This window comes from Stenotrophomonas rhizophila (genome assembly GCF_003751305.1).
Taxonomy (GTDB): Bacteria; Pseudomonadota; Gammaproteobacteria; order Xanthomonadales; family Xanthomonadaceae; genus Stenotrophomonas; species Stenotrophomonas rhizophila_B.
This window is the reverse complement of record NZ_RJKV01000001.1, coordinates 1,639,287-1,665,227: the sequence shown is the minus strand read 5'-3', so window position 1 is coordinate 1,665,227 and position 25,941 is coordinate 1,639,287. Positions and strand designations below refer to the sequence as shown.

Sequence of the window (25,941 nt, the reverse complement as noted above, 5' to 3'; positions counted from 1 at the left end):
CGGTCATTTCCTCCTTTCCCGCCTGTTCAGCAGAATCCCGACCCTCTCTCCACCACGATCCGGCGCGGGCCTGCCCGCGCTGGCGCGTTCTTATTTACCGGAAATCTGCATGTCTGTGCTGTATCGCCCGCTGCGTCGGCGGGTCCTGGTTGTGTCGTTGTTGCCCCTGATTGGCGCGAGTTCACTGGTCCACGCCGCCGATCCGCCCACGCAGCTGGATGCGGTCACGGTCACCGGCTCGCGCATCCCCCGCGCCAGCGTGGAAGGCCCCTCCCCGGTCACCGTGATCACCCAGGAACAGATCGAGGCCCAGGGCTACCGCAGCGCCTTCGAAGCGCTCAGCGCGCTGACCGAGAACACCGGCAACGTGCAGGGTGAGGATTTCGGGAATACGTTCACCCCGGCCGCCAACACCATCAATCTGCGTGGCCTCGGCCCCAACCGCACCCTGGTGCTGGTCAACGGTCGCCGCCAGTCGGATTACCCGCTGGCCTACGAAGGCTCGGTCAATGTGGTCAACCTGGCCAACATTCCAAGCGCGCTGATCGATCGGATCGAAGTGCTGGCTGGCGGTGCCTCGGCGGTGTATGGCTCCGATGCGATCGCCGGTGTGGTCAACATCATCCTCAAGAAAACCTATGACGGCGTCGGCATCAATGTGCGCGCCGGCACCACCGAACAGGGCGGCGGCGACAATCAGCGCCTGCAGGCGGTCGGCGGCGGCTCGGGCGAGCAGTGGGACGCGATCTTCGGCCTGGAGATCGCCAACCGCAAGGCGATCTACGGCTCGCAGCGCGATTTCATGGATTCGCTGACCGATGACCCGCGGGGCGTGGCGCCGCTGGCGACGGCAGTGGCGTATCGCCGCAACGCCTCCACCAATAATTACATCGATCCCGGTGCCAACGGCTGTGATGCCTCCAGCACCCTGTACGGTGGCAGCGTGTTCCGCGCGCAGAATCCGCGCCAGGGCTGGTACTGCGGCAGCAATGAAGCGTCGCCCACGTTCTGGACCGTGCAGACCGAGAAGCGCAACATCGATGCGTACAGCGCGGTGACCTGGCGCTTGAACGATCGCCAGGAACTGTTCGCCGATGCGGCCATCGGCACCGCACGCATCTACAACAACACCCGTGCGCCGAGCTGGACCTCCTCGCGCAATTACTTCTACAACCAGAACAGCGGTCAGTTGGAAAGCTGGTACCGGCGTTTCGCACCGGAAGAAATCGGCGGCGTACAGCGCAATGCCAACCGGTTCCTGGAGCAGTCCTGGTCGTTCAACGTGGGCGCGCGTGGCAGCATCGGCGGTTCGGACTGGGATTACGAAGCGGCCTACAGCCGCTCGCGCTATGAGAACAAGACGCAGCGCCCGGGCCTGCTGGTCGACATCAATACGTACCTGCTTGGCCCGCAGCTCGGCACCCGAGACGGCGTGGAGGTGTATGCACCGGATCCGTCGCGCCTGTACCAGCCGCTGACCCCTGGCGAATATGAAGGCCTGTCGGGCCGGTACGAGAGCCGCAACGCCGCGTGGCTGCAGACGGCCAGCGTCAGCGTCAACGGGCAACTGTTCGATCTGCCCGGTGGCCGTGCCGCGCTGGCAGCGGTCGTTGAAGCGGGCAGCCAGGGCTACCGCAACCGCCCGGACCCGGCGCTGGCGCAGGGCGTGTTCTGGAACCTCAACGCGGGCGTCCCCGCCGGTGGCGAGCGTGACCGCTACGCGGCCGGTGTGGAGCTGCAGCTGCCGTTGCTGGAGCGCCTGACCGCCACGGTGGCCGGTCGTTATGACCAGTACCGTGCGGCCGGTGATCACCTGGGCAAGGCGACCTGGAGCACCGGTTTGGAGTTCCGTCCGTTCAATACGCTGCTGCTGCGCGCCAGTGCGGCGACCAGCTTCCGTGCGCCGGACATGAACTACGTGTTCGCGACCGAAACGCGTGGCTACAACCCCGGCATGACCGACTACTGGCGGTGCCGCAGTGCAGGCCAGGCGTATGACGACTGCGATTTCAGCGGATTGGCAATCGACTACACCAGCGGCGCCAACCCGCAGCTGCAGCCGGAAACCGCCACATCGTATGGCCTGGGCTTCGTGTGGTCGCCCTCGGCCAACCTGGACTTCACGGCGGACTACTACGACATCCGCATCGACGATGAGGTCACCAACCTTGATGCGACCCGCATCCTGAAGGACGAAGCGGACTGCCGCCTCGGCCAGACCGTCGGCGGGGACGCACGCGATATCGGCTCGGCACAGTGCCAGGACGCGCTGCGTCGGGTGATCCGCAACCCGGCCGATGCCGCCGTGCAGCCCAACCAGGTGGTGCGCGTGCTGATCAATCCGATCAACGCCGCCTCCGAAACCGTGCGGGGTATCGACCTGAAGTCGACGATGCGCTGGGATGCGGGCCGTTACGGTCGTTTCTCGGCACGTGTGGCGTACTCGCTGGTGATCGATCACAGCTACCGCCAGTTTGCCGGCGATGACGTGCAGGACCAGCGCAATTCGCTGGATTCTTATCAGTGGCGCAGCAAGGTCAACGGCAGCGTCACCTGGGCGATCAACGACTGGACTGCCACCCTGTACGGCATGCGCTACGGCTCGTTGCCCAGGACCGACGGCAGCGGCCGCATTGCCCCGTACATGACCTACAACGCGAGCCTGTACCGCAAGCTCAATGACAACGCCACGCTCGGCCTGATCGTCAACAACCTGCGTGACAGCCGCCCACCGGCGGACAAGAACGGTGGTGGCTGGCCGTTCTATCCGGTCGGCAACTACGACCCTTACGGCCGCCAGTTGTGGCTGGAGTTCGACTACCGCTTTCTGTGATCGCCTCGCGGGCCCGGCAATGCCGGGCCCGCTGCGTTTGGGGCGGACGTATCGCTGGGGCTCAGATCACCATCCTGCCCAGCACCGCCAGGGCCAGGGCGATGAGCAGGACACCAGACAGGCGCTCGATCCACGGCAATGCGTCGTTGAACCGTTCCATCACCGCGGCGCGTCCTGCCAGACCGGCGATCAGCAGGTCCCAGCCAAGCACCACCGAGAACATCCACACCCCGTAGAACCACCGTGTTCCGGCACCGTTGTCCGGCCCGCTCAACATGGCCGCGAGGCTGGCGTAGAACAGGGCATTCTTGGGGTTGAGCAGGGCGGACATTGCGCCGAGCCCGAAGGCACGGAACCACGCGGATTCTGGTGCTGGGCGGGACGACACGGCCGGCTGCCCTGCTGGAGCCCGCAGCGTCGCTGCCCCCGCATGGCGCAGGAACAGCACGCCGACATACAGCAGGAAGACGCATCCGGCCACCTGGATCAGCTGGAACAGCACGCTGTCCGGTTGCAGCCCGGCTACTCCGGAGAATGCCAGCGCGATATAGGCACCATTGGCGAGCGCCACGCCGAGGCACGCACCGCTGGCAATGCGCCAGCCCTGATGGATCGCCGTGCGTGCGATGAGGAAGAAATCCGGGCCCGGCGACAGTAACGCCAGAAAGTGCACGGCAGCAACGAGCAGAAACTGTTCCATGAGGGCTGGCGTCAACGGGGCGCATCACTGTGCCGGTGTTGCGTGATGACGTATTGCACGATATTGCGCGGCACTCAGCGGCGATAGCGGCCTGGGGTAATGCCGGCGTGGGCCTTGAACAGGCGTTGGAAATGGCTCTGGTCAGCAAAGCCGAGGGCATGTGCGACCTCGGCCAGCGGTTGCCCTTGACCCAGCCGCTCCCGGGCGACATTGATCCGCCGGTTGAGTTGCCAGGCATGTGGCGTAAGTCCGGTGGCAGTGCGGAACGCACGGATCATCGCGTAGCGGTCCATACCGGTGCAGCTGGCCAGATCGTCCAGCGATACGCTCGACATCGGCGCGGCGTCCAGCAGGGCGAATGCCGGCTGCAGTCGCCGGTGCTGTTGCGGGCTTGCGTGCGGGGCAGGAACCGGTGTCGCGGCGGCGACGTCGAGGTCGTCGATGAAAGCGACGACCGCTGCTTCCTTTTCCGCAGGATCGGCACTGGAGAACAGCAGCGCATTCATGTGGCAGAACATCCGATAGCGCGCCGCGCTGCGCTCGATCCGGATCAACGACGCTGTTGCGGCGTCTGCGTCGGGCGGCTGCGTGTCTGCACTGACTGCCTCCACCCATGCCGCATCCAGATGCAGCATCTGATAGCTCCAGGCGGTGTCGGGCGCTGGATTGCAGGCATGTACACGGTCCGCCGGCACGATGACCAACGTGCCCGGTTGAAGGCGGTGCTGTCCGCCCGGAGCGCCGCTGAAGATGCTCTCGCCCGCATCCACGGCGCCGATCGACCAGGTGGGGTGACTGTGCGGGCGGTAACAGGCCCGGCTGTTGCACGCGCGGCGTGACTCAACCCACGGCAGGCGAGGATCGCGCCAGAACTCCGCCGCCGAGGTCATATCGCTGGCGAGTGGGCTGCGCACGCTCGGCGCGTCGCGTATGCTCACCGCCTGAAACTTACTGCAGTCCATGCGCCATGGTAAATCACATCCACTACCGCCGCGCGCTACCCGACGATGCCGCTGCCTGCATCGATCTGCGTGGCCGCACCCGCGAGAATGCCTTTTCCGCGGCCGACCTTGCCGAGCTTGGCATCACCGAAGACAGCTGGGCCGCCGGTATCCGTGACGGCGGACTGCCGGGACATATCGCGCTGGATGGCGAACGTATGGTCGGCTACTGCTTCGGCGATCGCGAGGGCGGCGAGATCGTGGTGCTCGCATTGCTCCCGGCGTATGAAGGGCAGGGCATCGGTCGGCGCTTGCTGGATCTGTCCATCGCCGATCTGGTGCAGGCCGGGCATGCGCGTCTGATCCTGGGGTGCGCGGCCGATCCGGCGGTACGCTCGCATGGGTTCTACCGCTACCTGGGCTGGCGGCCGACCGGCGAAATCGATGCGCTGGGCGATGAAGTGCTGGAACTGCACGTGGGTGCGGCGCCGTAACAGGTGCGTAGGGCGTGGCAGTGATTCCGTGTCGGGATCCTGCGCATCGCGCGGCCAGCGTGCGGTCGGTCACGGCCATGGGCCACGGGACGAAGCCATGCTGCAGCCATCCTGGATGGAGCTGAGCCATGCCTGTGTGGATGTTCGCCATGATGATGGGTGCTGTCGTGAACCTACCTGCGCCGCGACAGGTACATACCTGTGTCGTGGATGGCCTCCGCCAGTACCAGTCCATGCCCTGCACAGGCCCGACCGAGCGCATCCGCGAGATGCCGCCGGCGACCGATACCTGGGCCAATGCGCTGTACATCGAATCGCTTCGCCAGTCGCTCAAGGCCAGACAGCGCGAAAAAGCGACGCCGGTGCGCCCGCGCCGATCGCAGCGGCCCGGCCTGCGGCCGCTGCCTGCCATCCGGGGTGCCGTCATCTCCGTGCATGCCGATCCGGTCCGTTGCGCCGCCGCGCGCCGTCAGCGCGAGGTGACCTACCGCAAGGCAGGCGACCGGCCGAGCCTGGCGCTGAGCCGGAAGATGGATGACCTGGTGCACGATGCCTGCCGCTGAGGTCCAGTCATCGTGAACGATCACTGCCCCCGGTGGCGCTCCATCAGATATCGAGCCACGGCATCGAACGCCGGCAGGGTGGTCGGGTCATTCGCGCTGTTGGCGGCCACCGGGTGCGAGCCGAACCGCGCGATCACTACCCGTGCGGTGGGATCGATGTACAGCGCCTGGCCATGCACGCCGCGCGCCATGTAGGCACCGTGGTCGTTGTGCGAAATCCACCACATGCCGCGATAGCTCCAGCCCGGCAGTTGTGGATAGCCGGCCTTGGCGAAGGCCTGCGTGTCGCCGCCGGCGCGGATCCGGTCGATCGCCGCGGCGGGGACCACGGTCTGGCCGTCCACCTTGCCCTCGTCGAGCAGCAGCTGTCCAACCCGGGCCAGATCGCGCAGGCCGGCATTGAAGCCACCGCCCGCAAACGGTGTGCCTGTGGAATCGACGGTGTAATAGGCGTCCTGCTCGGCGCCGATACGTTGCCAGATCCGCGATTGCAGCAACTGCGCCACCGATTGACCGGTGCGGCGGGCGATGATCCAGCCGAGGGCGTCGGTGTTGATCGTCTTGTAGCCGAACGCCTCGCCGTGGCGACCCTGTTTCTGCACGGCCTGCAGGTACTCGTAGTAGCTGCGGGGGCCCGTGTAGCCGGCGGGCGGGGGCAGGGTGCTGCCGGCGGCGGCGTACGCCCAGACCTCGGCATTGGGATCGGCGTAGTCTTCGCTGTAGCGCAGCGCGGTGGTCATCTCCAACACCTGCTTGACCGTGGCATCACCGAAGGCGCTGTCCTTCAATTCGGGAATGATCGCGCCGACACGCTGGGTCTCATCGATCGCGCCTTCCGCGACCAGCATTTCACCGAGCAGCCCGGTGATCGATTTGGTGACGGACATCGCGCCGTGCTGGCCGAGCTCGTCCAGGCAGCCGCTATAACGTTCGTACACCACCACGCCGTCATGCAGCACCACGATGCCATCGGTGTAGTTGGCGGCCAACGACTGCGCCCAGGTCATGCGGGTGTTGCTGCCGGTGGGTGTAAATGGCAACGCATCGATCGCGTCGTCCAGCCGGCGCGGCAGCGCACGGGCAGCGCCAGGGCCACGGCTGACGCCGACGGTGGGCATCAGCTGACGGAAGTGACAGGCCGTCCAGCGCAGCTTGGGGAAGCTGAAATAGTCGTCGTCGGTGTAGCGGATGCGCTTGTCTTCCGGCGGCGGCGCGCCCTGCATCCAGCCAAGCCGTTTCGGATCGGAGGCTTCTGCCGACAGCGGTGATGAGGCAGGCGAGACCGGGGCAGCCGCGGTGGCACCTGGCAGCGCGAGCATCGCGACCAGCGCCGCGGCCAGCTGGGCGCGCGATGATGCCTGTGACCAGCGTGCGCGCGACAGGGTGATGCGAGGACGTGAAACAGGCATGGTGCACTCCTTGCTGAGGCGCAGTACGTCTGCGCCGCCAAGGGTACTGCACCCCAAAGAAAGACGGCGCCATCGGCGCCGTCCGTCAGGTGGCCTGTCGAGGCAGGCCGTTCAGTGCCGCTACGGGCTGCCCGGGTTGCCCTGCGGCGCTGGTTGCGAGGTGGCCGCCTCGGCCGAGGGAAGCGACAGGGCCGGGTTCAGCTGCTGGGCCTGCAGCGTCTGGATGCGCTGGTTCAACGCGTCCAGTTCACTGTGGCTGCTGCGCAGGTCCGTGCTCAGGCTGACCGCCTGCTGTTTGGCCTGTTCCAGCGCGGCACTGACCTGCAGCGACTGCTGGCGCTGCAGATCCGCTTCCTGCTGCAGGCTGCGCAGGCGCTCTTCGTTGTAGGCGACCAGGTTTTCCGTATAGCGTTTGCCGGCCTGCAGGCGGGTGGTGTCGATATACACCTGGGCCAGCTGTTCGGTCTGTTCGACGAACGTGCGGTAGACCTTTTCGGCGTTGTCCACCGAATCGGTCTTGATCACGCGCCAGAAGTCTTTCTCGTGGAACAGCGCCACGTAGTAATTCAGCGTGCTGGTATTGAACAGCAGGCTGGCACCATAACTGCCGTTATAGGTGGTCCGAAGTTCGGTCAGCTGTTTGGAGTCCACCAGCTGGCGCAGTTCGTCCACGGTATTGCGGACCGCCGGCGCCTGGCGCGCTTCGGCGTCGACCGCCGGCTCGGCACGCGTCGCGCGCGCGGCCAGCGCCTGCGGTACAACGCTCAACGACAGCAGCACAACCATTCCACCGGTCAGCGTGTGCGTGACGATTGAAGCAACCCCTTTTCTCTCTCGCATATTCAGGCCATCCACAAGTGGATTATCAGTGAAGTAATGTCCCCAGCCGGAGTCTAGCATGCACTTTCCCCCGGTCTGCATTCCACGACTGCGTCAGTAAACCAACTGTGCCGGCGTGCATTGAATCGATTGCATGTGCACGTCGGTCCGCCCCAGCTCCACGCCGAGTATCTGCCCAAGCGTCTGCGAGAGGAGTGTGCCGACGCCATTGAGCAGTGGCTTGAGCGTTTCCAGTACCGGTGTCAGTGCCAGGCACAGCAGGCCGCTGCACCGGACTTGATCGGTGCCGGGGTCGGTCACCCCGGTGCCGCCGCCCAGGTCCTGCAGACCACCGGGCCGGGTCTGCAGGTACGAGGTCAGATTGGATTTGACGCAGTTGTTGTAGTTGAGCAGCGTGCTGAGCAGGCTGTTGCAGCGGTTGATCAATAATCCGCCGAGAATGGGGCCCAGTACACCACTCAGTCCGCCCATGCCTTCACCGGTGACTGTGGCGTTGTAACCGACCCAGACCGAGCCCGGCTTGAAACAGGTTTCAAGATTCAGAAGGCCGCACGGATAGGGCACGCCGTTGGGGACGTCCCAGTCACCCAACGCACCGATGCCACGGGCCGGATCACCATTGCGCAGCAGCTCGATGGTTTTTTTTGCATCGTAGAACCCGTTACCCGGATTGGCTGCCTTGAGATACTGATCTGCCAGGCGGGTGGCCGTGGCGGCATCGGTACTGCCCTGCTTGCCCGGGGTGACCACATTGCTCAGCACGCGCAGCAGCTCGCTCACCAGCCCGGAAACCGCAGCGCCTACCTGGGCCTGGTTGAAGCGGGTGGAGGCGGTCTCGCCCGCGGCCAGGGTGACACTCTCGGTGTGCGTCAACGTATCGAGCATGATCTTGTCGGTCACCAGCGGCGCGCCGAGCAGGGTCAGCAGCTGTTCGTTCTGCAGCCCGGCATCGCAGACGTTGCGTTGGGAGAACTGATTCGCTTCGCCGACCTTGCCGACGCAGGCGCGCAGCAGCGAGGACTGCACACGCACCGTCGCGGTGGGCGGGGTGGCGCCGCACTGCAGCGATTCCAGCGTGCCCATCGCGTTGGTCACGTCGGCATGGATCGGCAGATTGAGGCGGATGCCCAGCCCGCTGAGTACCGGTCCGAGCAGCGTCATTCCGGCGGTATCGATGTGGATCTTCAACCGGACCTGTGCGTTGTAAGCGCGTGTGCCGACCCCACCGATCGCGATGGATGGCGGCTCGATGATCGCCGCACGGGTCTGGACCAGGCCCAGGATGTCCAGGTTGTTCACTGCAACGCCATTGCCGCCGCTGGCGATGCCGATGCTGGTGGTGATCAGGTCCAGCGCGCTGACGTCGGCCTGCAGGGCGGGCGATGCAGGGCCCTCGGGTGCCACGACGCGCGCGAACAGGCCGCCCGTGCTGTCGGTGCTGCCGAGCTGCACGTTGAGCTGGTTCAGATCCATCCGTGCGGCGAGCGCAGCGCGCAGTGCAGTGAGATCCACGTTGGCGACCCCGCTGTTGGTGAGCACCGTGGCCGTGGCATCGAGCAGTTGCCCGAGCGACACGCGATGGGCAGCCAGCAGCGCGTTGAACTCGGCGACGCCGATATCGGCTTTTACCGGAATGCCCAGTGCCTGGAGCAGGCCGCCGGGGGTGATCGTAGCCTGGGCAAGACCGTCATAGCCGAGCAGGGTGGTCTGGTCGAGGTTCACTCCGACCAGGCTGAGCACGTTGCCCAGCGGCGTACCGCCATTGACCCGCAGCAGCTGCGAGCCCACCGAAAACACGGCCATTGGTGGTGCGCGCGTCGCCACCGCCTGTGCGCGGATCATCGGCAGGCGGGCGTTCTGGCCGAAGAACGGCACGATCGAGCGGGTCGCCTCGACCTTGACCGCATTGAGCGGGTTGCCCGCATCCAGCGTCACGGTGAAATGATCATGGCTGCTGTGCGCGGGATTCCAGTTGCCGCACTGGATCGTCAGCGTGCCCGCAAAGCCGTTGTCGCCCTCTGCGTTGCCGCGTGCGGCACTGTTGTCGCGGTGGTCGGCAGCGCACAGGTCCAGCCGCTGCGCACCGGCGAGCGCGGCCAGATCGACCACCTTCTGCGCATCACGCTTGGCCCAGTACAGATAGCCCACTTCCACCAGGCCGAGCATGCCGACCAAGCCAAACAGGACCAGCATCATGGTGACCGACATCCCGCCGCGCAGCCGTTGCCTGGAGGGGCGCGGCGCACGGGCGCTGGACTGGTACATGGCCTCAACCTCCCTAGTTGGTACCGCTGACGTCCTTTTTCACGCTGGTTTTGAGGAACTCGGGAATCTCATGCTCGAAGCTTTTCAGGTAGCGCTGGTAGCTGGCGGCGGCCTGATCGCCCAGGATGGGCAGGCGCGGCCCGGCGTGTGCTCCTTCGGCCTGCATGCGCAGCAGATCGCGGGTGGTCTGGCCGATCTCGGTCCGTGATGGCGGTGGCGGAGGCGTGTACCGCTCGACCGGCGCGCTCGCCGCGGGGAGCGCGGCAGGTCCTGCCGGCGGAGCGACAGGGAGTGGCGCAGGGGCGGCTGGGGCGGCGTTGTGTCCCCCCAGCATCTGGCCCGTCAGGGGGGGCTGCTGCGCAGCCGCGAGCGCGGGCAGCACAGCGACCAGAAGCACCGTGGTCGTCCCAACGCGCCGCAGCGGGGCAGAAAGACGTGGCAACCGGGTCATGGGGTGATCTCGCTGGCAGGGGTGGAGGCGCCGAAGCGCTCGAGCATGGACGGGGCAAGCCGCGCGTCGGCGCTGCTGCGGCGTTCGGTATCGAGCGCGACGCGGCGTGCTGCTGCGGGCACTCGCGCGGCGCGGGGTGTGGGCGTGACGTCCGTTGCTGCCACGCTGGCCGGGGCGCGTTGCATCGAGGGGGCGGGGGGCGCCTGCTGGCGGAGCTGGTCGGCCAGGCGGCGGACTTCGGCCTGTGCTGCATCGGTCAGCCGTGCATTGCGCATGATCGTCTCGGCCATCTCATTCTGGCCGCGCAGCAGAGCCCACACCGCCAGATTCGCATTCGCCTTGGCGCTGCCCGGAGACAGCTCGGCGGCCTTGGCCAAGGGTTCCTGCGCGCGCGACCAGTCGCCCGCGCGAAGCCGCGCGAACCCAAGATCGCCAAGGTAGCCGGTGTTCAGTGGTTGCAGCTGGACGGCGCGGGCCAGCGCCTGTTCGGCGCGGGCAGCGTCACCATCACGGGCGGCGATCAGGCCAAGCCCGTGCCAGGCGGCGGCGGCCTGCGGCCCGTTGGTAAGGCTGCTGTACATGGCCACGGCAGCCTCGCGCTGACCGGTCTCGCGCAGGGCGTCAGCGTTCAAGAGTCGAAGCTGCGGGCTGTCGCCATAGCGCTGGCGGTAGGCATCCACATGCGCCAGCGAGGCGTAGTACGCGCCCTGCTGCTGCATTTTGGCGATCAGCTCGGCATACAGCTGCTTGTCATCCTGCGGCGGGACCTCGGGCGAGGCGAGCGCCATCGGGTCCTGGCGGTAACCGTTGCGCATGTTTGAACACGCGGCGCACACCACGGTGGCGGCGAGCAGCAGGCAGGCGCGGGACAGCACGGCATGGCGCATGGTGGTCAGTCCAGTTTGGTCAGGGCGGAGGCGAGGGCGATGATGGCCGGGCCGGCCAGCACCAGCATCAGCGCTGGCAGCAGCGTCAACATCATCACGACGGTCATCTTTACGGAGAGCTTGCCGACCTTCTCCTTGAGGGTGGACCGGCGCTGTTCGCGCAGGCGGAGGCTGAACTGACGCAGCGGCTCCTGCACCGCGCCGCCGTGTGCGTGGACCTGCAGGATGAGCTGCACCAGGCTGCGCAGATCCTCGTCATCGAAGGATTCACCCAGCCGGCGCAGTGACTGCTCGCGGCTGCGCCCGTGCATGTAGGCGAGGTTGGCCTGGTGGATTTCACGGCCGAGCACCGGAATGGCGTTGCGCAGCTTGTCGCCGAGCGTCTGCAGGCTTTGGTCCATGCTGAAGCCGACGCCCTGCAGCAGGCGCAGCAGGTCGATCAGCAGCGGCAGTTCGGCACGGACCTGCTTGCGCAGTCGCATGGCCCATGCACGCAGGGCGAACTTGGGCAACAGGATGCCAAACGCCAGTGCTCCGAATATCACCATGACGCGGCTGAAGCCGGTGCTCTCATTGAAGGCGAGCACCGCCAGTACGGTGGCCACGGCGATCAGCACGCGCAGACCCAGGAAGATCGCGGTACCGGCCTGGGTGTTCCACCCGGCCTGGTCAAGCAGCAGACGATCTTCCGGCGCCAGCAGGGCAGCCTCGATGCGCCCGCCGTTGAAGCGCTCGCCGAACGCGGCGATAGCATCGAGCCAGTGCTGCCGCAGCGACCGCCTGGGCGTGGGCGGCGCTGCTGGTGTGGCTGCGGCATCGCGGGGGCGCAGGGCGGACTGCAGGGCCTGCTGGCTGCGTTGATCACGGTTGCTCACCACCCAGCCGCGCAGGCCCAGCAGGGCGATCCCGGCGGCAAGCGCCAGCAGGGCCGCGATCCACCAGTGATCGGCGGTCATCGATGGCCCCCTTGGGCAGGCGTGCTGCGAAGACCTGTCATATCGATTTCGCCAGGCGGTACAGCAGGAAGCCGCCAATCATTTCCAGGCCCAGCGCCCACAGCAGCAGCTTGTGGCCGAGCGGCTCGTGGATGATGGGTTGGAAGAAGTCCGGGCTGGTGATCGCCATGAGCACGGCGCTGATCGGTGGCAGCAGGCCAAGCACCCACGCCGACATGCGCGTCTCGGAGGTGGTGGCCATCAGTTCCTGCTGAGCCTGATCCAGGTCGCGCATGAAATCGGCCATGCGCTGCAGGATCTGGTCGGCACGCCCACCGATGCGCACGCTGACCCCGAGCACGACCGACAGCACGTTCAACGCTTCGAGCCGATAGGGCTGGGCGGCCTGCGCCAGGGCACGATCGAGGTCCAGCCCGCTGCGCGTGTAGGACAGCGTCGTGTCGAGCAGCCCGCGCAACGGCATCGGCACCTGTGCCGCCGAGGTCTGGAAGGCCATCTGCAGGCTGTTGCCGAGGGCCGCCAGGCGGACCAGGTTGTCCAGGAAGTCCGGCAGCTGGCGCAGCAGCTTGGACTGCAGGCGAGAGATCCGTCGCGATATCCAGAACCCGCTTGCCAATGCGCTCAGCACCAGGACGATCGGCACCGCCCACGCAGTGCCCAGGCGTGCGGCGGTGATCCATGCCAGCAACGCGGCGCCCGCAAGGATCAGCAACGGTACCCGCCAGCCGGTCGGCAGGGCGGCACGGCGCATCAGTGCGTCCCACGGCGCACCGGCCGGCACGGCGCTGCTGACCGGCATCGGTGCGGGCGCGTCGCCCAGCCCTGCCAGCCGCGGTGCGCTGTAGGCCCGGGTCAGGCGCTGCTCGGCGTGCTGCGTGGAGAGCCGGCGCTGCTCGCGCGCACTGGCACTGCTCCACAGGCCGACGGCAAGCGCCACCAGCACCAGCGCCGCACTGCACAGGAGCAGGACCGTGACCATGCTCAGAAACCTCCACCGAGCGCTTCGCGCAATTGACGACGGAACGGCTCAAGCTTGTGCGAATGCGGCTGGAAACCCAGCCCGACCCAGCGGTCGTATTCCTTGCCGTCGGCATCGAGCTGCACTTCGTGGCGGAACATCTCCTGGGTCGCGATCATGTTGTCGGTGACGCCGGTGATTTCCGTGATCGAGACCAGCACCCGGCGGCCGCTGCCCAGACGCGAAATCTGCACGATGAAATCAATGGCACTGGCGATCTGCCGGCGCAGGCTGTCCTCGCTGCCCTGGAAACCGGCGAAGCCGGCCAGCATCTCGATGCGGTAGAGACAGTCGCGCGGCGAATTGGCGTGGATGGTGGCCATGGATCCGTCATGCCCGGTGTTCATCGCCTGCAGCATTTCCAGCACTTCGGCGCCACGCACTTCGCCGACCACGATCCGGTCCGGGCGCATGCGCAGGCTGTTGCGGACCAGATCGCGGATGCTGATCGCGCCGTTGCCGTCGGCACCGCCGATTCGGCTTTCCAGTCGCACCACGTGCGGGTGGTTGAGCGAGAGCTCGGCCGTGTCCTCCACGGTGATCACACGCTCATTGGCCGGAATGTAGTTGGCCAGTGCATTGAGCAGCGAGGTCTTGCCCGAGCTGGTGCCACCGGACACGAGAATGTTGCAGCGGCCCAGCACCATCGCGTGCAGCAGTGCCTGCATCGGCCGGTCGAAGGTGCCCATGCGCAGCAGCTCGTCCGGCGTGAACGGGTCTTTGCGGAACTTGCGGATGGAGACCATCGGCCCATCCACGGCCAGCGGCGAGATGATGGCGTTGAGGCGCCCACCATTGGGCAGGCGGGCATCCACCATCGGGTTGGATTCGTCCAGGCGGCGCCCGAGCGGGGCCAGGATGCGGCGCAGGATGCGCAGCAGGTGGCTGTCATCGCTGAAGCGCTGCGGCGCGCGCTTGAGCATGCCGCCCTGGGAGACGTGGATGTCTTTGTAGCCGTTGATCAGGATGTCCTCGATCTCCGGATCGTGCAGCAGGTCATCAAGCGGGCCGAAGCCGGTCAGCTCCTTGACCAGCGCATTGGCCACGATGTCCTTCTCCGCTTCGTTGATCGGGATACGCCATTCGTGGACGAAGCCGGCGGTCTGCGCGTGCACATAGCGCGACACGGTATCCGGCGCCCACGCGTCGATGTCGATGCGCTCATCCTCGATGCTGTTGAGCAGGTGCTCATGCGCGGCGATCAGTACCTTCTGGTACTGCTCGGACTGCTCGAACGAGGGCGGCTGGCCGTCCGGTTCGGGACCGGCGTCGGCACGCGTGGCACCGGAAGGGAACGGGGTCACTTTGTCTTCCATGGGGAACCACTCAGGCGAAGGGCGAGGTGTTCCCGCCAGCCCCTGGCCGGCGCGGGAGCCGCCGGGTCCAGGTGCGACAACAGCGGGGCAAGGGCACGCACATACGGGTCACGGGGGGCATCCTGAAGCAACAGGCGGCCATGGCTGGCACTGGAGCGCAGGGCGGCGCGGTCGGGCAGGGTGGCCAGCAGGGGCAGCGAGAAGCGCGCGGCGATCTGGTCCGGGCTCAGTCCGCTGGCATCGTCGTGGCGGTTGATCACCAATTGCAGGCGGGCGTCGCGTGCACCGACCTGTTCCAGGTGGCGCAGCAGCTGATCGAGCGAGACCAGCGTGCCGATCGACTGATCGGCGATGAGCCAGATTTCGTCGGCGCTGTTGAGCAGAGAGATCGGCAACTGGCGCGGGCAGATGCCGCCCAGATCGCACAGCACGGTATGGAAGACCCCGCGCAGGCGCTGCATGAGCATGCCCGGATCGGCCAGTGCGGTGCCTTCCATGCCCGGTGGTTGGCCCAGCAGGGTCAGCCCGGTGGGATGCTGCGCCATCGCGGTGCGGACGAGGGTGGCATCGATCCGACCCACGTTGCGCAGCGCATCCTCGTAGTGGAAGGTCGCGTCGACATTGAGGTACAGCGCTGCATCGCCGGTGGGCTGGCCCAGGTCCAACAGCAGCAGATGGTTGCCGGGGTGTGCGGCATCGGGTGGCGGCGTCTGACTGGCGGCCAGTTGCTGGTCCAGTACGCCCAGGTGCGCAGCCAGCGTACTGCTGCCCACGCCGGGGCGGGCACCGAGCAGCAGCACCATCCGCGCCTTGGCCGGTGCCGGGAGCGCGGCCGTGGCGGCGCCCTCGCCGCGCAGGGCCAGTGCAGCGGCGCGGCGCAGCACCGCCTCCATTTCCTGCGGCGCACCGTCCAGATCGAGGAGATCGCGCAGCCCCGCTCGCAGCGCGGCGACCACGCCGTCCATGTGCTCGGCATGGGTGGATCCGATCGCCACCAGTGGCAGCTCCGGTGCCTGCGCCTGCAGCTGACGGGTCAGCGCTGCGGAAAACACCGCGTGCTGATGACGGAAATCGAGCAGCACCACGCAGCCGGTATCGCGCAGCGGTTCCAGCGCCGAGGCCGGCGCCGCGCTGTCCAGCCACTGCACGCCCAGCGACGGCAGCAACGCCGACAACAGCGTGGCCAGCTCGCGATCGGGCGCGAACAGTACGAGCTTCATCGACGCATCCTGGGGGTGGACAAGCTGCAGGGCGGTGGACATGACGGGCGGGTTCCTGGCATCGGGTTCAGCGCGAGAACCCGGGCAGCTGGTCCGAAGAGGCCGGGCTCAACAGCCAGGCGCCCCAGACCGGCAGGTTCGGCGATGCCTCGCGCTGACCCGGCAACGGAACTTCCGTGCCCTGGGCCAGCGGCTGCACCAGCCGTGGCGTGACGATGATGACGAGTTCTTTTTCCTCTTTCTTGTAATTGAGCGTGCGGAAGAACGAGCCGATGATCGGAAGATCGCCGAGCAGCGGCACCTTGTCCACGTTGGACGAGACGTTGTTGCTGACCAGGCCGCCGATCACGAAGGTCTCACCATCGCCAAGCTCCACGGTGGTATCCGCGCGGCGCGTGGTGATCGATGGCACCTGCACATCGTTGTAGGTGATGCCGGCGGCATAGTTCAGATCGCTCGCTTCCGGGGCGACTTTCAGCGCGATGCGATTGGGTCCGAGCACGGTGGGGGTCACGGTAAGGCCGATGCCGAATGGTTTGAAGGTCACCGTGGTGGTGCCCAGTCCCTGCGGTTCCAGGATCGGGAGTTCGCCACCGGCGAGGAAGCTCGCGCTCTGCCCGGAGAGCGCGACCAGGGTCGGTTCGGCCAGCACGCGGGCCATGCCGTTGCTCTGCAGCAGTTCGATGTTGGCATCCCACCCGTGGGTGAGGGATTTGAACACCAGCCCGAATGCGGAGGAGAGCGGGTTGGTGACGATCAGGTCATCACCTGCCGACTCTCCGGCCGGCAGCACGCCGGGCAGGGTCGCGCCCGGGCGGGTGATGCCGTAATAGAAGCCGTTGTTGCGGTTGAAGTTCTTGTTGCCGAAGCTCATGCCGATCTGGCGCAGCACCGACTTGTTGAACTCCACGATCTTCACCTCCACCTGGACCACGCCGCCGCTGGCGATGGTCGAGATGTCGGCCAGCTGACCTTCCTTGCCCACCGCCATCGCCGCGGCTTTGATGCTGTTCTGGTGATCCAGCAGTGACGGACTCAGGCCCTGCAGCAGGCCCTGGCCATCCTGCACGAGCAGCCCGGTGCCGCCGCCCTGTGCGGTCAACGCGCCCTGTACCGCGCTGCGTACCTCGATCTGCAGCCGCTCCGGCTCGCGGTTACCGTTGCGCCACAGCAGCAGCGTAGTGCTGCCCGGCGCTTTGCCGACCAGCAGGGCCTCGCGGCCGCGCAGCATGACCACGTCGGCCACGCTGGGGTCGGCAATCGCCACCCGCTCCAGGTTGGCGGGCAATGACCACGGACGCTGCTCGCGCGTCTGCAGCACCAGCTCGGCATCGGCGCTGGCCAGCAACGGGCTGCCGATCAACATGGCCAGCAGCAGGCAGCGTGGCAGGGCGTGGCGAAGGCGGCGTGCGGAGGTGAGGCGTTCGGTCATGGGCTGTCTCGGCATGGGCTCAACGCGACCCGCTGTGGGAGGAAACATCGCCACGGATGATTTCGATGCCGCGATCCGCTCGCGGTGATGCCCGGCGCGGCGTGCTGGATGGACCGGGCAGCGCCGCCACACTGCTGCGGCCGCGTCCGGCCAGTGCGTCGGTATCCAGCCCCGCATAGGCGTCGTTCTCGGGTCGCTGCAGCGCCAGGCGTTCCTCGGCGGACAGTTCCCGGCGCGGACTGAGCACGCGCCCTGGCGCGGGGTACAAGGACGGGTCAGGCAGGCCGATATCGGCGGGGTTGCGCAGGGCCAGGAACAGCTTTCCCTGCTGCGCGCCGAGCAGCAGCCTGTTCGCCTCGGCGACCGGCACCGCCAGCACGGCGCTGCGTGCCGGGGCTGTGGCCGTGTCGCTGCGCGAACTGCTGGTGCGCCCACCGCCGGTGATGTCCTGCGCGCGGCTGTCCGTGGTCGCCTGGCTGCCATCGGTGGCAAGGTCGGTCGCGGTCTGCAGATCGTGCGCGCCATAGCTGAGCACGCGCAGGCGCGACAACAACAACCGCGTCTGGGCGTCTCCGTCGTTGCGCAGTCCGCCGGAGGCGCGCAGGTTGAGGAATACGTCCACGAAGTCGCCCGGCTGGATGCGGTTGCCGGCCGCGGCCAGTTCATCGACCGGCACGGCCAGCGCACGCTCGCCCGGGTTCAGGCGCAGTGAGAAGCCCTGGGCGATCTGGCCGGTGGTGATGCGGGTCCCCATGGCGATGTCCTGCGTGGGGACCGCGCCGATCAGTGCATTGATCGATGTGTAGCCGCCGGTCGGTTGTTCAGCGTGGCCGGTGAGACGCAGATCGCTGGACGCGATGGGGCGTCCGGCCGGCAATGCGGCGGCGGCCTCGACCACCGGCCAGGTGGCTGGCTGGGCCGGCGCACTGGCCGTGGCAGGGATCCCCGGCGGCACCGGCGCGGCGCGGCGGCTGATCCCGAAGGCGACGATCGCCAGGATCACTGCCAGTCCGATCAGCAGTACCGCGGCGACGCGGGTCAACTTGAGCATGGGGTTCTCCGGAGAATCATCAGTTGCCGCCCAGATCCAGCTGCGACACGGCGGTGCTGCGCAAGGGCGTGTGCATCACCCAGCCATACACACGCCCGGTGCCCGGCAGGAAGGGGTGCGTGCGGTAGTCGTAGCTCACCTGCACGCTGATGCACTGCGCGCTGGGCAGGTCCGCGCATGGGGCAGGGGAAGAGACATTGATCGGTGCGGCGCCCGGCGTGGTGCAGCTGGGCGCCTGTCTGGAGTAGGTCAGCAGCCACTGCATCGAGCGGCGCGCTGCCAGGCAGGCCGCGGTGCGCCGCTCTGTGGGCGTCGCATGCCGGAAGGCGGCGCGTGCGCCCTCCGCCGAAGCGGCCGAGAGGGTCTGCTGCACGGCCATGATCATCACGCCGGAGTACATCACCAGCAGCAAGGGCAACAGACCGAACAACAGCATCAGCGCGAACTCGAGCGTGGCGATGCCGTGCTGCCGCCGTTTGGTTCCGGGGTGCGGGAAGCCGCTTCTCATCTGAAAGCTCCCGGATACTGCTGCAATACCCACCCCATGCTGGCAAGTGCAAGGTAGGCGGCGTACGGAATGCCGACGCGCCCTTGGCGGGCCTGCCGCCACTGCGCGAAGACCGGCTGCAGCCGGCGTGTCAGCGGGCCGTTTGCATCGACAAGCGGCAGCCCCGCCAGGCGCGGCGCCAGTCGACGCCCCACGATCACGCACACCGCGTGCGCACCGGCGAGCAGGCTGGCGACAATCCAGATCGGCAGCAACGGCGCGGCCCCGAGCAGCAGCCCAAGCACGGCGAAGTACTTCACATCTCCCGCGCCCATCCAGCCGATCGCGTAGAACGGCAACAGCGACAGCAGGCCCAACGCGAAGCCGATCAGATGCGTGGCAGGGAAGCCCCGAGCGGCGCCAAGCCACTGCCAGGCCAACCCGACCAGCGCTGCTGCCGAGGCAATCAGCAACCCGCGGTTGGACACGCGCCGGGCGTACAGGTCGTTGATCACCACCTGTACGCCCAGCACCAGTGCCACCAGGGGAAGAAGTTCCATATGCGTTGAGTCCCCCGAATCAGTCGTGCGACGTTCCGGCCCACGCTGCGCTGTCGCCGCGGCAGCACCGGGCGACAGGCTCGCAGTCAACACCGCTGGATCAGGCGGCTTTCGCGGTGGCGTCGTCGACGACTTCGCCCAGCTTGGTGAACAGATTCTCGAAGAAATCCGTGATCTGGTCTTTGCCCACCGCTACCAGAATGCCCGCGATCACCGCGGCCAGCAGGCCGTACTCGAGTGCGGTCACACCATCTTCTTCCACGAGGAACTTGCGAACGGATGCATTCATGACGGTTTCTCCCTTTCCCAATCAGAGCCCGAACGGGCGGATACAGCCCCTGTACCGATGGCGTTGCCTGGCTCCGCCAGGACTGCCATCCAGACCACGCGTCCTGCGTGGTGCGGCCATTACTGGCCTGCGCTGTCGGCCGGGCAGCGCCCGGTCGACGTCATTGGTGGCAGATCGCGTTGGACAATGCGGTCACTGTTGCCGATGCGCGGCATCGGCGGTGACGGCAGTTGCGGTGAAGGTTGCTGTCCATGGCGTTCCCCCTTTTGTTTCTCTACGTCGTGATGACCGCTTCGGTGCAGCCGGGCGTCCTGATCTGGATGCTCGGCGAATCACACGGTATCCAATGCACAAAATCGGCAGGCATCGCGTCAACTTGAGCAGATATCCATGCCGCGTGCTTGCGATGGATAGGGACCCATGTAATTGCCGCAAAGTGAAACACGGGTGCACATTATGTGATGGCCGCGTGATGTCATTTAATTGACGCGCTCGCGCGGCGCATAAACGCTGGGTTTCGCAGTGCTGGGCCATATTTGTGACGTCCAGCGTGATTCTGTTTATCCTGCGTGCAGTTCGGGCATACTTGCCAAAAATGCGCATTGATAATCCCGTGCGCAGCCGGGAGGTAACCTGGCGGAGTGACTTAATCGGCAGCGCCGGCTGATTTACCAAGGCGATGCCGGTGGACATCGTCGCGGCAGGTGCGCTGCAACACAAGGCGCAACAGGAAACGCAGGAGTGCGAACCCGGTAGGCGTGCAGCAGTGGCACCGGGGATCCAGGCCAGAGGGGGCATCACTGTCATGGTAGATGGTGTAGTGGACAACCGGATCGAGAACGGGCTGAGGGCATTCGACCTGGCCACGCTCAGCGGCGTGCTGCGTGTCTGCGATCTGGAAATGGTGCTGCTGGACGGAAACGGCCCGCGCGCGTCGATCGAATCGCAGGTCCACGACCAGGCGCTGTTCTGCACCGCAACGAGCGGCTTCCACTTCCGCGGCCGCTTCATGCTGCCCCAGGACTGGTGCCTGCTGGGCTTGATCCATGACACCGACGAGGCCATCAGCTGGTGCCACGGAATGCCGCTGGCGGCAGGCATGGCCTTGACCGTACTGCCGGAAGGCATCAGCGAGTTCACACTCAGTGCCGGCACCCATCTGACGTTGTTGCTGGCACCGGTGCAGCGCGTGCAGCGCAAACTCACCGAGCTCAGCCTGCGCAATACACTGCCTTCCGGCCAGGGCCTCTCATTGTTCCAGACCGGTGGCGGGCCTGTCGGTATCCGGTTGCGGGAACGCTATGCAGCACTGCACCACTGCCTGACCGTGCAGCAGGAACCGCTCGCCACCGATGCCGTGGACACGCTGCTGCACGACCACATCCAAGCGCTGCTTGGCGCCGGTGGCGATGACCACCCGGTCTGCAGCCGTGGCCGGCGGACGCACTATCTGATTGCGCAGCGGGCCGAGAATTTCATGCGGCTGAATCTGCGTCGTTATATCTATATGAATGAAATCTGTGATGCGGCCGGTGTCAGCGAACGGGCGCTGCGCTATGCGTTCGAAGATCTTTTCGGAACCTCGCCCAACCGCTATCTCTCGATGCTTCGCCTGTGCGCAGCGTGCCGTGGCCTATCCATGGCCGATTCAAGCCGGAAATCGGTCAAGGCCATCGCACTGAGCTGCGGCCTGTGGGACCTCTCGCGCTTTGCCGACAACTACCGTCGGGTATTCGGTGAATTGCCGAGAGATACCTTGATGCGCGCGCCTGCGCAGATGGGCAGCCCGGCCTGATCGTCTTCGTTTGATTGACTTCTGCACCGCGCCGATGCGGCGTGCACATATTCGGCAACCTGCCGGAATTGCCTATGCCGCTGCCGGTTTTACCCGTCGTCTTGCCGGAACGCACGTTCGTGCTGCCGGAATGAAGTGCCCGCGGTTTGACCCCTCGTCTGTAATGACATCCACGTGCCCTCAGGCACCGGTGATGTTCAACGCGTTCGTACACGGGGGAATACCTGATGAACCGTATCTTTCGATTGGTGTGGAGCCACCGGCTGAATGCCCTGGTGGTCGTCTCCGAAATCGCCACCGCGCGCGGCAGCCTGGCCGCGGGCCCGGTGGTGGTGCACCTGAAGGTGCCGATGTCGGTCCTGTCGCTGGGCTTGTCGCTGGCGCTGTGCACAGGCAGTGCATGGGCTGGAGAAAACCAGACGCTCACTGATCTCCAGGCACTGGCGGCGAAGTACACCGCGCCGTTGCCGGTCAAGCTGGACGCCGAGGTTGCTCTGGCGGTGGCCGCACGGGACCGTGGCACCGCGCCGCTGCTGAGTGCCGATGCCAACGTCCATCTTACGCTCGGCACACCGCCGGCCAGCCAACCGGCGCCGCCAACGCGCGTTGCCGCACCCGCGGTGCGTGCAGAGGTCCGCACAAACGCGAACGTCGCCGTTGCGGCGTCGCCGTCCGCGCTCAAGGCTGCCCTGTCCACCAAGGTCGATGTTGCCGCACAGGCACGCCTGGCGGCGGCCGATGTGGAGGCGACGGCGGCGCTCATCGCCGACGCAACCGTCACGCCGGATGCACCTGACGCAGTAAACGGAGCGCTGGCCGGCAACGTAGCCGGCCGCGTGCGTGTGGATGCGCTCGGCCATGTGGTCGATGCCGCCGACCGCAATCCCAAGCTTGTCGATGCCGGCATCACGGCAGTGCAGACCAGCTCAATGGCGCTGGCACCCAATGGGCTGGGCAACGCACTGGGCGGCCTGCTCGATGGCGTAGGTGGCGCTGTGGGCGGCTTGCTCGATGGCGTCGGCAGCACGGTGGGCGCGATCACCTCGCCGATCATCGGTACGGTACTTCCGTCACCGACCTCCTTGCCGCCGGGTCACCCCAAGGCCCCGGCGCCGGCCGACCCGAATGCCGGGCTGATCATCGGTACCGGCGGGCTGGTCGGCTCGCTGTCGCAGCTGGTGGGTCCGACCGGGCAGGGGCTGCTGGGCGGCGATGGCTATGTGCGCAACGGCAACCTGGCGGTCAGCAGCGCCAACGTCATGCAGACGTATGCGGTGACCAACGTGCTGGGCATCCCGACCGTGAACCTGACGCCGGTGGGTACGCTGCTCGATGGTCTGGGCAATGCGAGCACGGGCGGAAGCTCGCACCTCACCCTGATTGGTGGCGTCACCTCCGACAGCTACATCCACAACATCAACAACGGCAACCCGAATGGCCTGCTGGGGCTGCTGCTGCCGGACGGCTCGCCGGCCTGGTCGAACACCTGCGTCAACGCACTCATCGCCAGCGTGGACTGCTGGGCGGTCAATGCGGCACAGGACTATCAGGTGCTGGTGGGTGATGGCGCGTATGCCAACGGGTCCAAGGAGGTCGTGATCGGTGCCAATGCGCGGCACGAGCTGCCCGGGCAGGATGCCAACCTGGCCTTCCCGGGAGCGGGCCTGAACGACGCGACCGATCCAACCGGCGTACCGACCGCGGACTACGCAGCGCGCATGGGTCATTCCGTGATCGTCGGTGACAGTGCATTGGGCACGGCCAACGGCCAGACCATCCTGGGCGCGGAGGCTACCTCCAGCCAGGCCAACAGCGTGGCATTGGGCTACCGTTCGGCGGCCAACCGGGGTGCACAGGCCAGCTACACCGCATTCGGCCTGAGTGGCACGCAGGTGTCGGCCGGTGAAGTGTCGGTCGGCTTCGCCGGCGGGGAACGCCAGATCAGCAATGTCGCTGCGGGCAGCGCGGCCAACGATGCGGTGAATGTCGCTCAGTTGCAGGGTGCTATCTCGCAGATCGACGCGGTCGGCACGCTGGCGGTGACCTATGACGACGACGGCACCGGCGCGGCGGACTTCCGCCGCATCACCCTCGGTGGCGGCACCGGGACGACCACGATCGCCAACCTTGCCACCGGCGCGGTCGATGCGACCAGCACCGAGGCGATCAACGGCGCCCAGTTGTTCGATACCAACAGCGCGATCGTCGACTACTTCGGGGGTGCCACCGCCTATGACCCGGGTACCGGTGCGTGGACCGCGCCGAGCTTCCAGATCTCCACGGTGTCTACGGGCGGCGTGGTCGCCCAGGGTGTGTACGACAACGCCAGCGATGCCTTCTCTGCCGTCGACGGTTCGCTGGTCAACCTCAACACCCAGATCACCGACATCCGCAACGGCGCAGGCAGCCGCTACCTCAAGGTGAATTCGATCGGAGCCGACGCTGCCGCCACCGGGCTGGACAGCATCGCAGTGGGCACCGGGGCAACGGCGGTGGCGGCCAGCAGCATTGCCGTCGGCGCCGGCGCGATGGCTGACCGGGATGGCACGGTGTCCGTTGGCGCGGTCGGTGCAGAGCGCCAGGTGGTCAACGTCGCCGCTGGCACCCAGGCGACCGACGCGGTCAACCTGGGACAGCTGCTCAATGCGAACCAGGCCGTGGCCACCCGTCTTGGTGGCGGCGCGGCACTGGATGCCAATGGCCAGGTCACCGCGCCGACGTACACCCTCAACAGCGTGGCCACTGATGGCCAGGTCACGTCGGGAAGCTACGATAACGTCGGGAGTGCCTTCGATGCGGTCAGCACCTCGCTGGCCAACGTCGCCGACCAGGCCGACACTGTGGATCGGCTGGCGGTGAAGTACGACGCCGATGCCGGTGGCAACGCCACCAATGCCATCACCCTGGCCGGCGATGCCAGCGGTGCGGCCGTGACGCTGGCCAATCTTGCCGACGGCCGCGTGCTGGCCGGCAGTCTGGAGGCGATCAACGGCAACCAGCTGTTCCAGACCAACAACGCGCTGGTCGGCTACTTTGGTGGCACCACCAACGTCGACGGCAACACCGGCATCTGGACCGCGCCGACGTTTCGCATCTCCTCGATCGCCACCGATGGCAGCGTGATCGCCAACGACTACAGCGACGTCACCGTGGCGTTCTCGGCGGTGGATACCTCGCTGACCACCCTCAACACCCGCATCGACCAGATGCAGCCGGGCGGCAACAGCCAGTACGTGCAGATCAACTCGACCAAGGCGGCGGCCAGCGCAGGGGGAGCAGACAGTGTCGCGATCGGGCCGCTGGCCAGCGCGGCGGGCAGCGGCAGTGCGGCCATCGGTGACGGCGCCAATGCCAGTGCGGACAACAGCGTCGCGCTCGGTGCCGGTTCGGTGGCGAGCGTGGGGGCACAGACCGGTTACACCGGTGCCTACGGCCAGGCCGGGGCCAGCAACTCGGTGGGTGAAGTGGCCGTCGGCAGCATCGGGGCCGAGCGCAAGGTCACCCATGTCGCCGATGGCTCGGAGCGCTACGACGCGGTCAACGTCGGCCAGCTGCAGAACGGCGTGAACTACGCGATCAGCGAGTCCAGGACCTACACCGATACGCAGATCAACAACCTCAACAACGGCACGTCCGGCATGTTCCAGGTCAACAACACGCAGGCCCTGGCTGCGCCGGCAGCGACCGGCGACAACGCCGTGGCCGGTGGCGCCGGTGCCAGCGCCGCAGGCAACAACGCGACGGCACTGGGCAACGGTGCCAGCGCGCAGGGCAGCAACAGCGTCGCGTTGGGGGCGGGTTCGGTGGCCGACCGCGCCAACACGGTCTCGGTGGGCAGCAGTGGCGCGGAGCGGCAGATCGCCAACGTCGCCGATGGCAGCCAGGCCACCGACGCGGTCAACGTCCGCCAGCTGCAGGCGTCGCAGCAGGGCACGATCCGCTATGACAGCAACATCAATGGAACCACCAACCTCAACAGTGTGACCCTGGGCAGCACCGCCACCGGCCCGACCACGGTGCGCAATGTCGCCGCCGGCACCGCCGGTACCGATGCCGTCAACGTGGATCAGTTGCGTACCGGCATGGCGCAGACCCTGGACTGGTCCAAGGCCTACACCGACGAGCGCATGGATTCGTTCGATCGGAACCTGCAGAAGACTGACAACCGAGCCTCGGCGGGCGTCGCCTCGGCGATGGCAGTGGCGGCCTTGCCGCAGCCCTATGAGGCTGGCCGCAGCATGGCCTCGCTTGCCGCAGGCAGCTTCAACGGCGAATCCGGCGTGGCGGTGGGCATTTCGGGGGTGTCCGAGGGCGGGCGCTGGATCTACAAGTTCAGCGGTTCTACCAACAGCCGCGGCGAGGGTGGCGTCGCGGTAGGTGCCGGCATCCAGTGGTGATCGCATCCGGTGCCGGTCAGCCGCCGGCACCGGGTTC

The 25,941-nt window shown here is 66.8% G+C and carries 21 protein-coding genes; 5 read left to right on the top strand and 16 right to left on the bottom strand.

From position 1 onward, the window contains the following. Positions 1–109: 109 nt before the first annotated feature. Positions 110–2,833 (top strand): TonB-dependent receptor plug domain-containing protein, encoded by a 2,724-nt coding sequence (locus tag EDF74_RS07455; protein ID WP_123729466.1) that lies wholly within the window; start codon positions 110–112, stop codon positions 2,831–2,833. Between the two features lie 61 nt (positions 2,834–2,894). On the opposite strand, the gene EDF74_RS07450 is transcribed toward EDF74_RS07455, so the two are convergent. Beyond that, positions 2,895–3,533, bottom strand: a complete 639-nt coding sequence (locus tag EDF74_RS07450) for a LysE family translocator (RefSeq protein WP_123729465.1) — start codon at positions 3,531–3,533, stop codon at positions 2,895–2,897. A gap of 74 nt (positions 3,534–3,607) precedes the next feature. Next, entirely contained in the window at positions 3,608–4,471 is an 864-nt protein-coding gene (locus EDF74_RS07445; protein WP_260232204.1) for an AraC family transcriptional regulator, read from the bottom strand. A gap of 29 nt (positions 4,472–4,500) precedes the next feature. Here EDF74_RS07445 and EDF74_RS07440 point away from each other — a divergent pair, with 29 nt between their 5' ends. Next, positions 4,501–4,968, top strand: coding sequence for a GNAT family N-acetyltransferase (locus tag EDF74_RS07440; protein ID WP_123729464.1), 468 nt, complete (start codon positions 4,501–4,503; stop codon positions 4,966–4,968). 140 nt (positions 4,969–5,108) lie between these two features. Beyond that, positions 5,109–5,531, top strand: a complete 423-nt coding sequence (locus EDF74_RS07435) for a hypothetical protein (protein ID WP_148045925.1) — start codon at positions 5,109–5,111, stop codon at positions 5,529–5,531. 20 nt (positions 5,532–5,551) lie between these two features. Here EDF74_RS07435 and EDF74_RS07430 read toward each other — a convergent pair whose 3' ends face one another. The 14 genes from EDF74_RS07430 to EDF74_RS07365 form a co-directional block, all read right to left on the bottom strand. Beyond that, the gene (locus EDF74_RS07430) at positions 5,552–6,940 is read right to left on the bottom strand and encodes a serine hydrolase domain-containing protein (RefSeq protein WP_123729462.1); all 1,389 of its coding nucleotides are present in this window, start codon (positions 6,938–6,940) and stop codon (positions 5,552–5,554) included. A 120-nt stretch (positions 6,941–7,060) separates the two neighbouring features. Beyond that, complete coding sequence (locus EDF74_RS07425) at positions 7,061–7,780, bottom strand: DUF2968 domain-containing protein (RefSeq protein WP_123729753.1); 720 nt, start codon at positions 7,778–7,780, stop codon at positions 7,061–7,063. A 93-nt stretch (positions 7,781–7,873) separates the two neighbouring features. Next, complete coding sequence (locus EDF74_RS07420) at positions 7,874–10,045, bottom strand: TadG family pilus assembly protein (protein WP_123729461.1); 2,172 nt, start codon at positions 10,043–10,045, stop codon at positions 7,874–7,876. A gap of 13 nt (positions 10,046–10,058) precedes the next feature. Continuing rightward, positions 10,059–10,496, bottom strand: a complete 438-nt coding sequence (locus EDF74_RS07415) for a DUF3613 domain-containing protein (RefSeq protein WP_123729460.1) — start codon at positions 10,494–10,496, stop codon at positions 10,059–10,061. Continuing rightward, complete coding sequence (locus EDF74_RS07410; protein WP_123729459.1) at positions 10,493–11,383, bottom strand: Flp pilus assembly protein TadD; 891 nt, start codon at positions 11,381–11,383, stop codon at positions 10,493–10,495. Before EDF74_RS07410 ends, EDF74_RS07415 begins: the two co-directional genes overlap by 4 nt. A 5-nt stretch (positions 11,384–11,388) precedes the next feature. Further along, a complete protein-coding gene (locus tag EDF74_RS07405; protein ID WP_123729458.1) occupies positions 11,389–12,339 on the bottom strand; it encodes a type II secretion system F family protein in 951 nt (316 codons plus the stop codon). A 37-nt stretch (positions 12,340–12,376) separates the two neighbouring features. Then, complete coding sequence (locus EDF74_RS07400; RefSeq protein ID WP_123729457.1) at positions 12,377–13,318, bottom strand: type II secretion system F family protein; 942 nt, start codon at positions 13,316–13,318, stop codon at positions 12,377–12,379. 2 nt (positions 13,319–13,320) lie between these two features. Continuing rightward, positions 13,321–14,673, bottom strand: coding sequence for a CpaF family protein (locus tag EDF74_RS07395; protein ID WP_123729456.1), 1,353 nt, complete (start codon positions 14,671–14,673; stop codon positions 13,321–13,323). Beyond that, on the bottom strand, positions 14,658–15,893 hold the full coding sequence (locus tag EDF74_RS07390; protein WP_123729752.1) for a fimbrial protein: 1,236 nt from the start codon (positions 15,891–15,893) through the stop codon (positions 14,658–14,660). The genes EDF74_RS07395 and EDF74_RS07390 overlap by 16 nt, the downstream gene beginning before the upstream one ends. Before the next feature lie 67 nt (positions 15,894–15,960). After that, positions 15,961–17,325: a type II and III secretion system protein family protein gene (locus EDF74_RS07385; protein ID WP_123729455.1), complete on the bottom strand. Its 1,365-nt coding sequence runs from the start codon at positions 17,323–17,325 to the stop codon at positions 15,961–15,963. Positions 17,326–17,344: 19 nt separating this feature from the next. After that, positions 17,345–18,376 carry a Flp pilus assembly protein CpaB gene (cpaB, locus tag EDF74_RS07380; protein WP_123729454.1) on the bottom strand — a complete coding sequence of 344 codons (1,032 nt, stop codon included), beginning with the start codon at positions 18,374–18,376 and terminating at the stop codon, positions 17,345–17,347. Between the two features lie 19 nt (positions 18,377–18,395). Further along, complete coding sequence (locus EDF74_RS07375) at positions 18,396–18,884, bottom strand: pilus assembly protein (protein ID WP_123729453.1); 489 nt, start codon at positions 18,882–18,884, stop codon at positions 18,396–18,398. Next, positions 18,881–19,423: an A24 family peptidase gene (locus EDF74_RS07370; RefSeq protein ID WP_123729452.1), complete on the bottom strand. Its 543-nt coding sequence runs from the start codon at positions 19,421–19,423 to the stop codon at positions 18,881–18,883. The genes EDF74_RS07375 and EDF74_RS07370 overlap by 4 nt, the downstream gene beginning before the upstream one ends. Positions 19,424–19,523: 100 nt before the next feature. After that, positions 19,524–19,712 carry a Flp family type IVb pilin gene (locus EDF74_RS07365; protein ID WP_123729451.1) on the bottom strand — a complete coding sequence of 63 codons (189 nt, stop codon included), beginning with the start codon at positions 19,710–19,712 and terminating at the stop codon, positions 19,524–19,526. Positions 19,713–20,517: 805 nt separating this feature from the next. Between EDF74_RS07365 and EDF74_RS07360 the strand changes: the two genes are divergently transcribed. Then, a complete protein-coding gene (locus EDF74_RS07360) occupies positions 20,518–21,507 on the top strand; it encodes an AraC family transcriptional regulator (protein WP_123729450.1) in 990 nt (329 codons plus the stop codon). 227 nt (positions 21,508–21,734) lie between these two features. Continuing rightward, the gene (locus tag EDF74_RS07355; protein WP_123729449.1) at positions 21,735–25,904 is read left to right on the top strand and encodes a YadA-like family protein; all 4,170 of its coding nucleotides are present in this window, start codon (positions 21,735–21,737) and stop codon (positions 25,902–25,904) included. Positions 25,905–25,941: the final 37 nt, after the last annotated feature.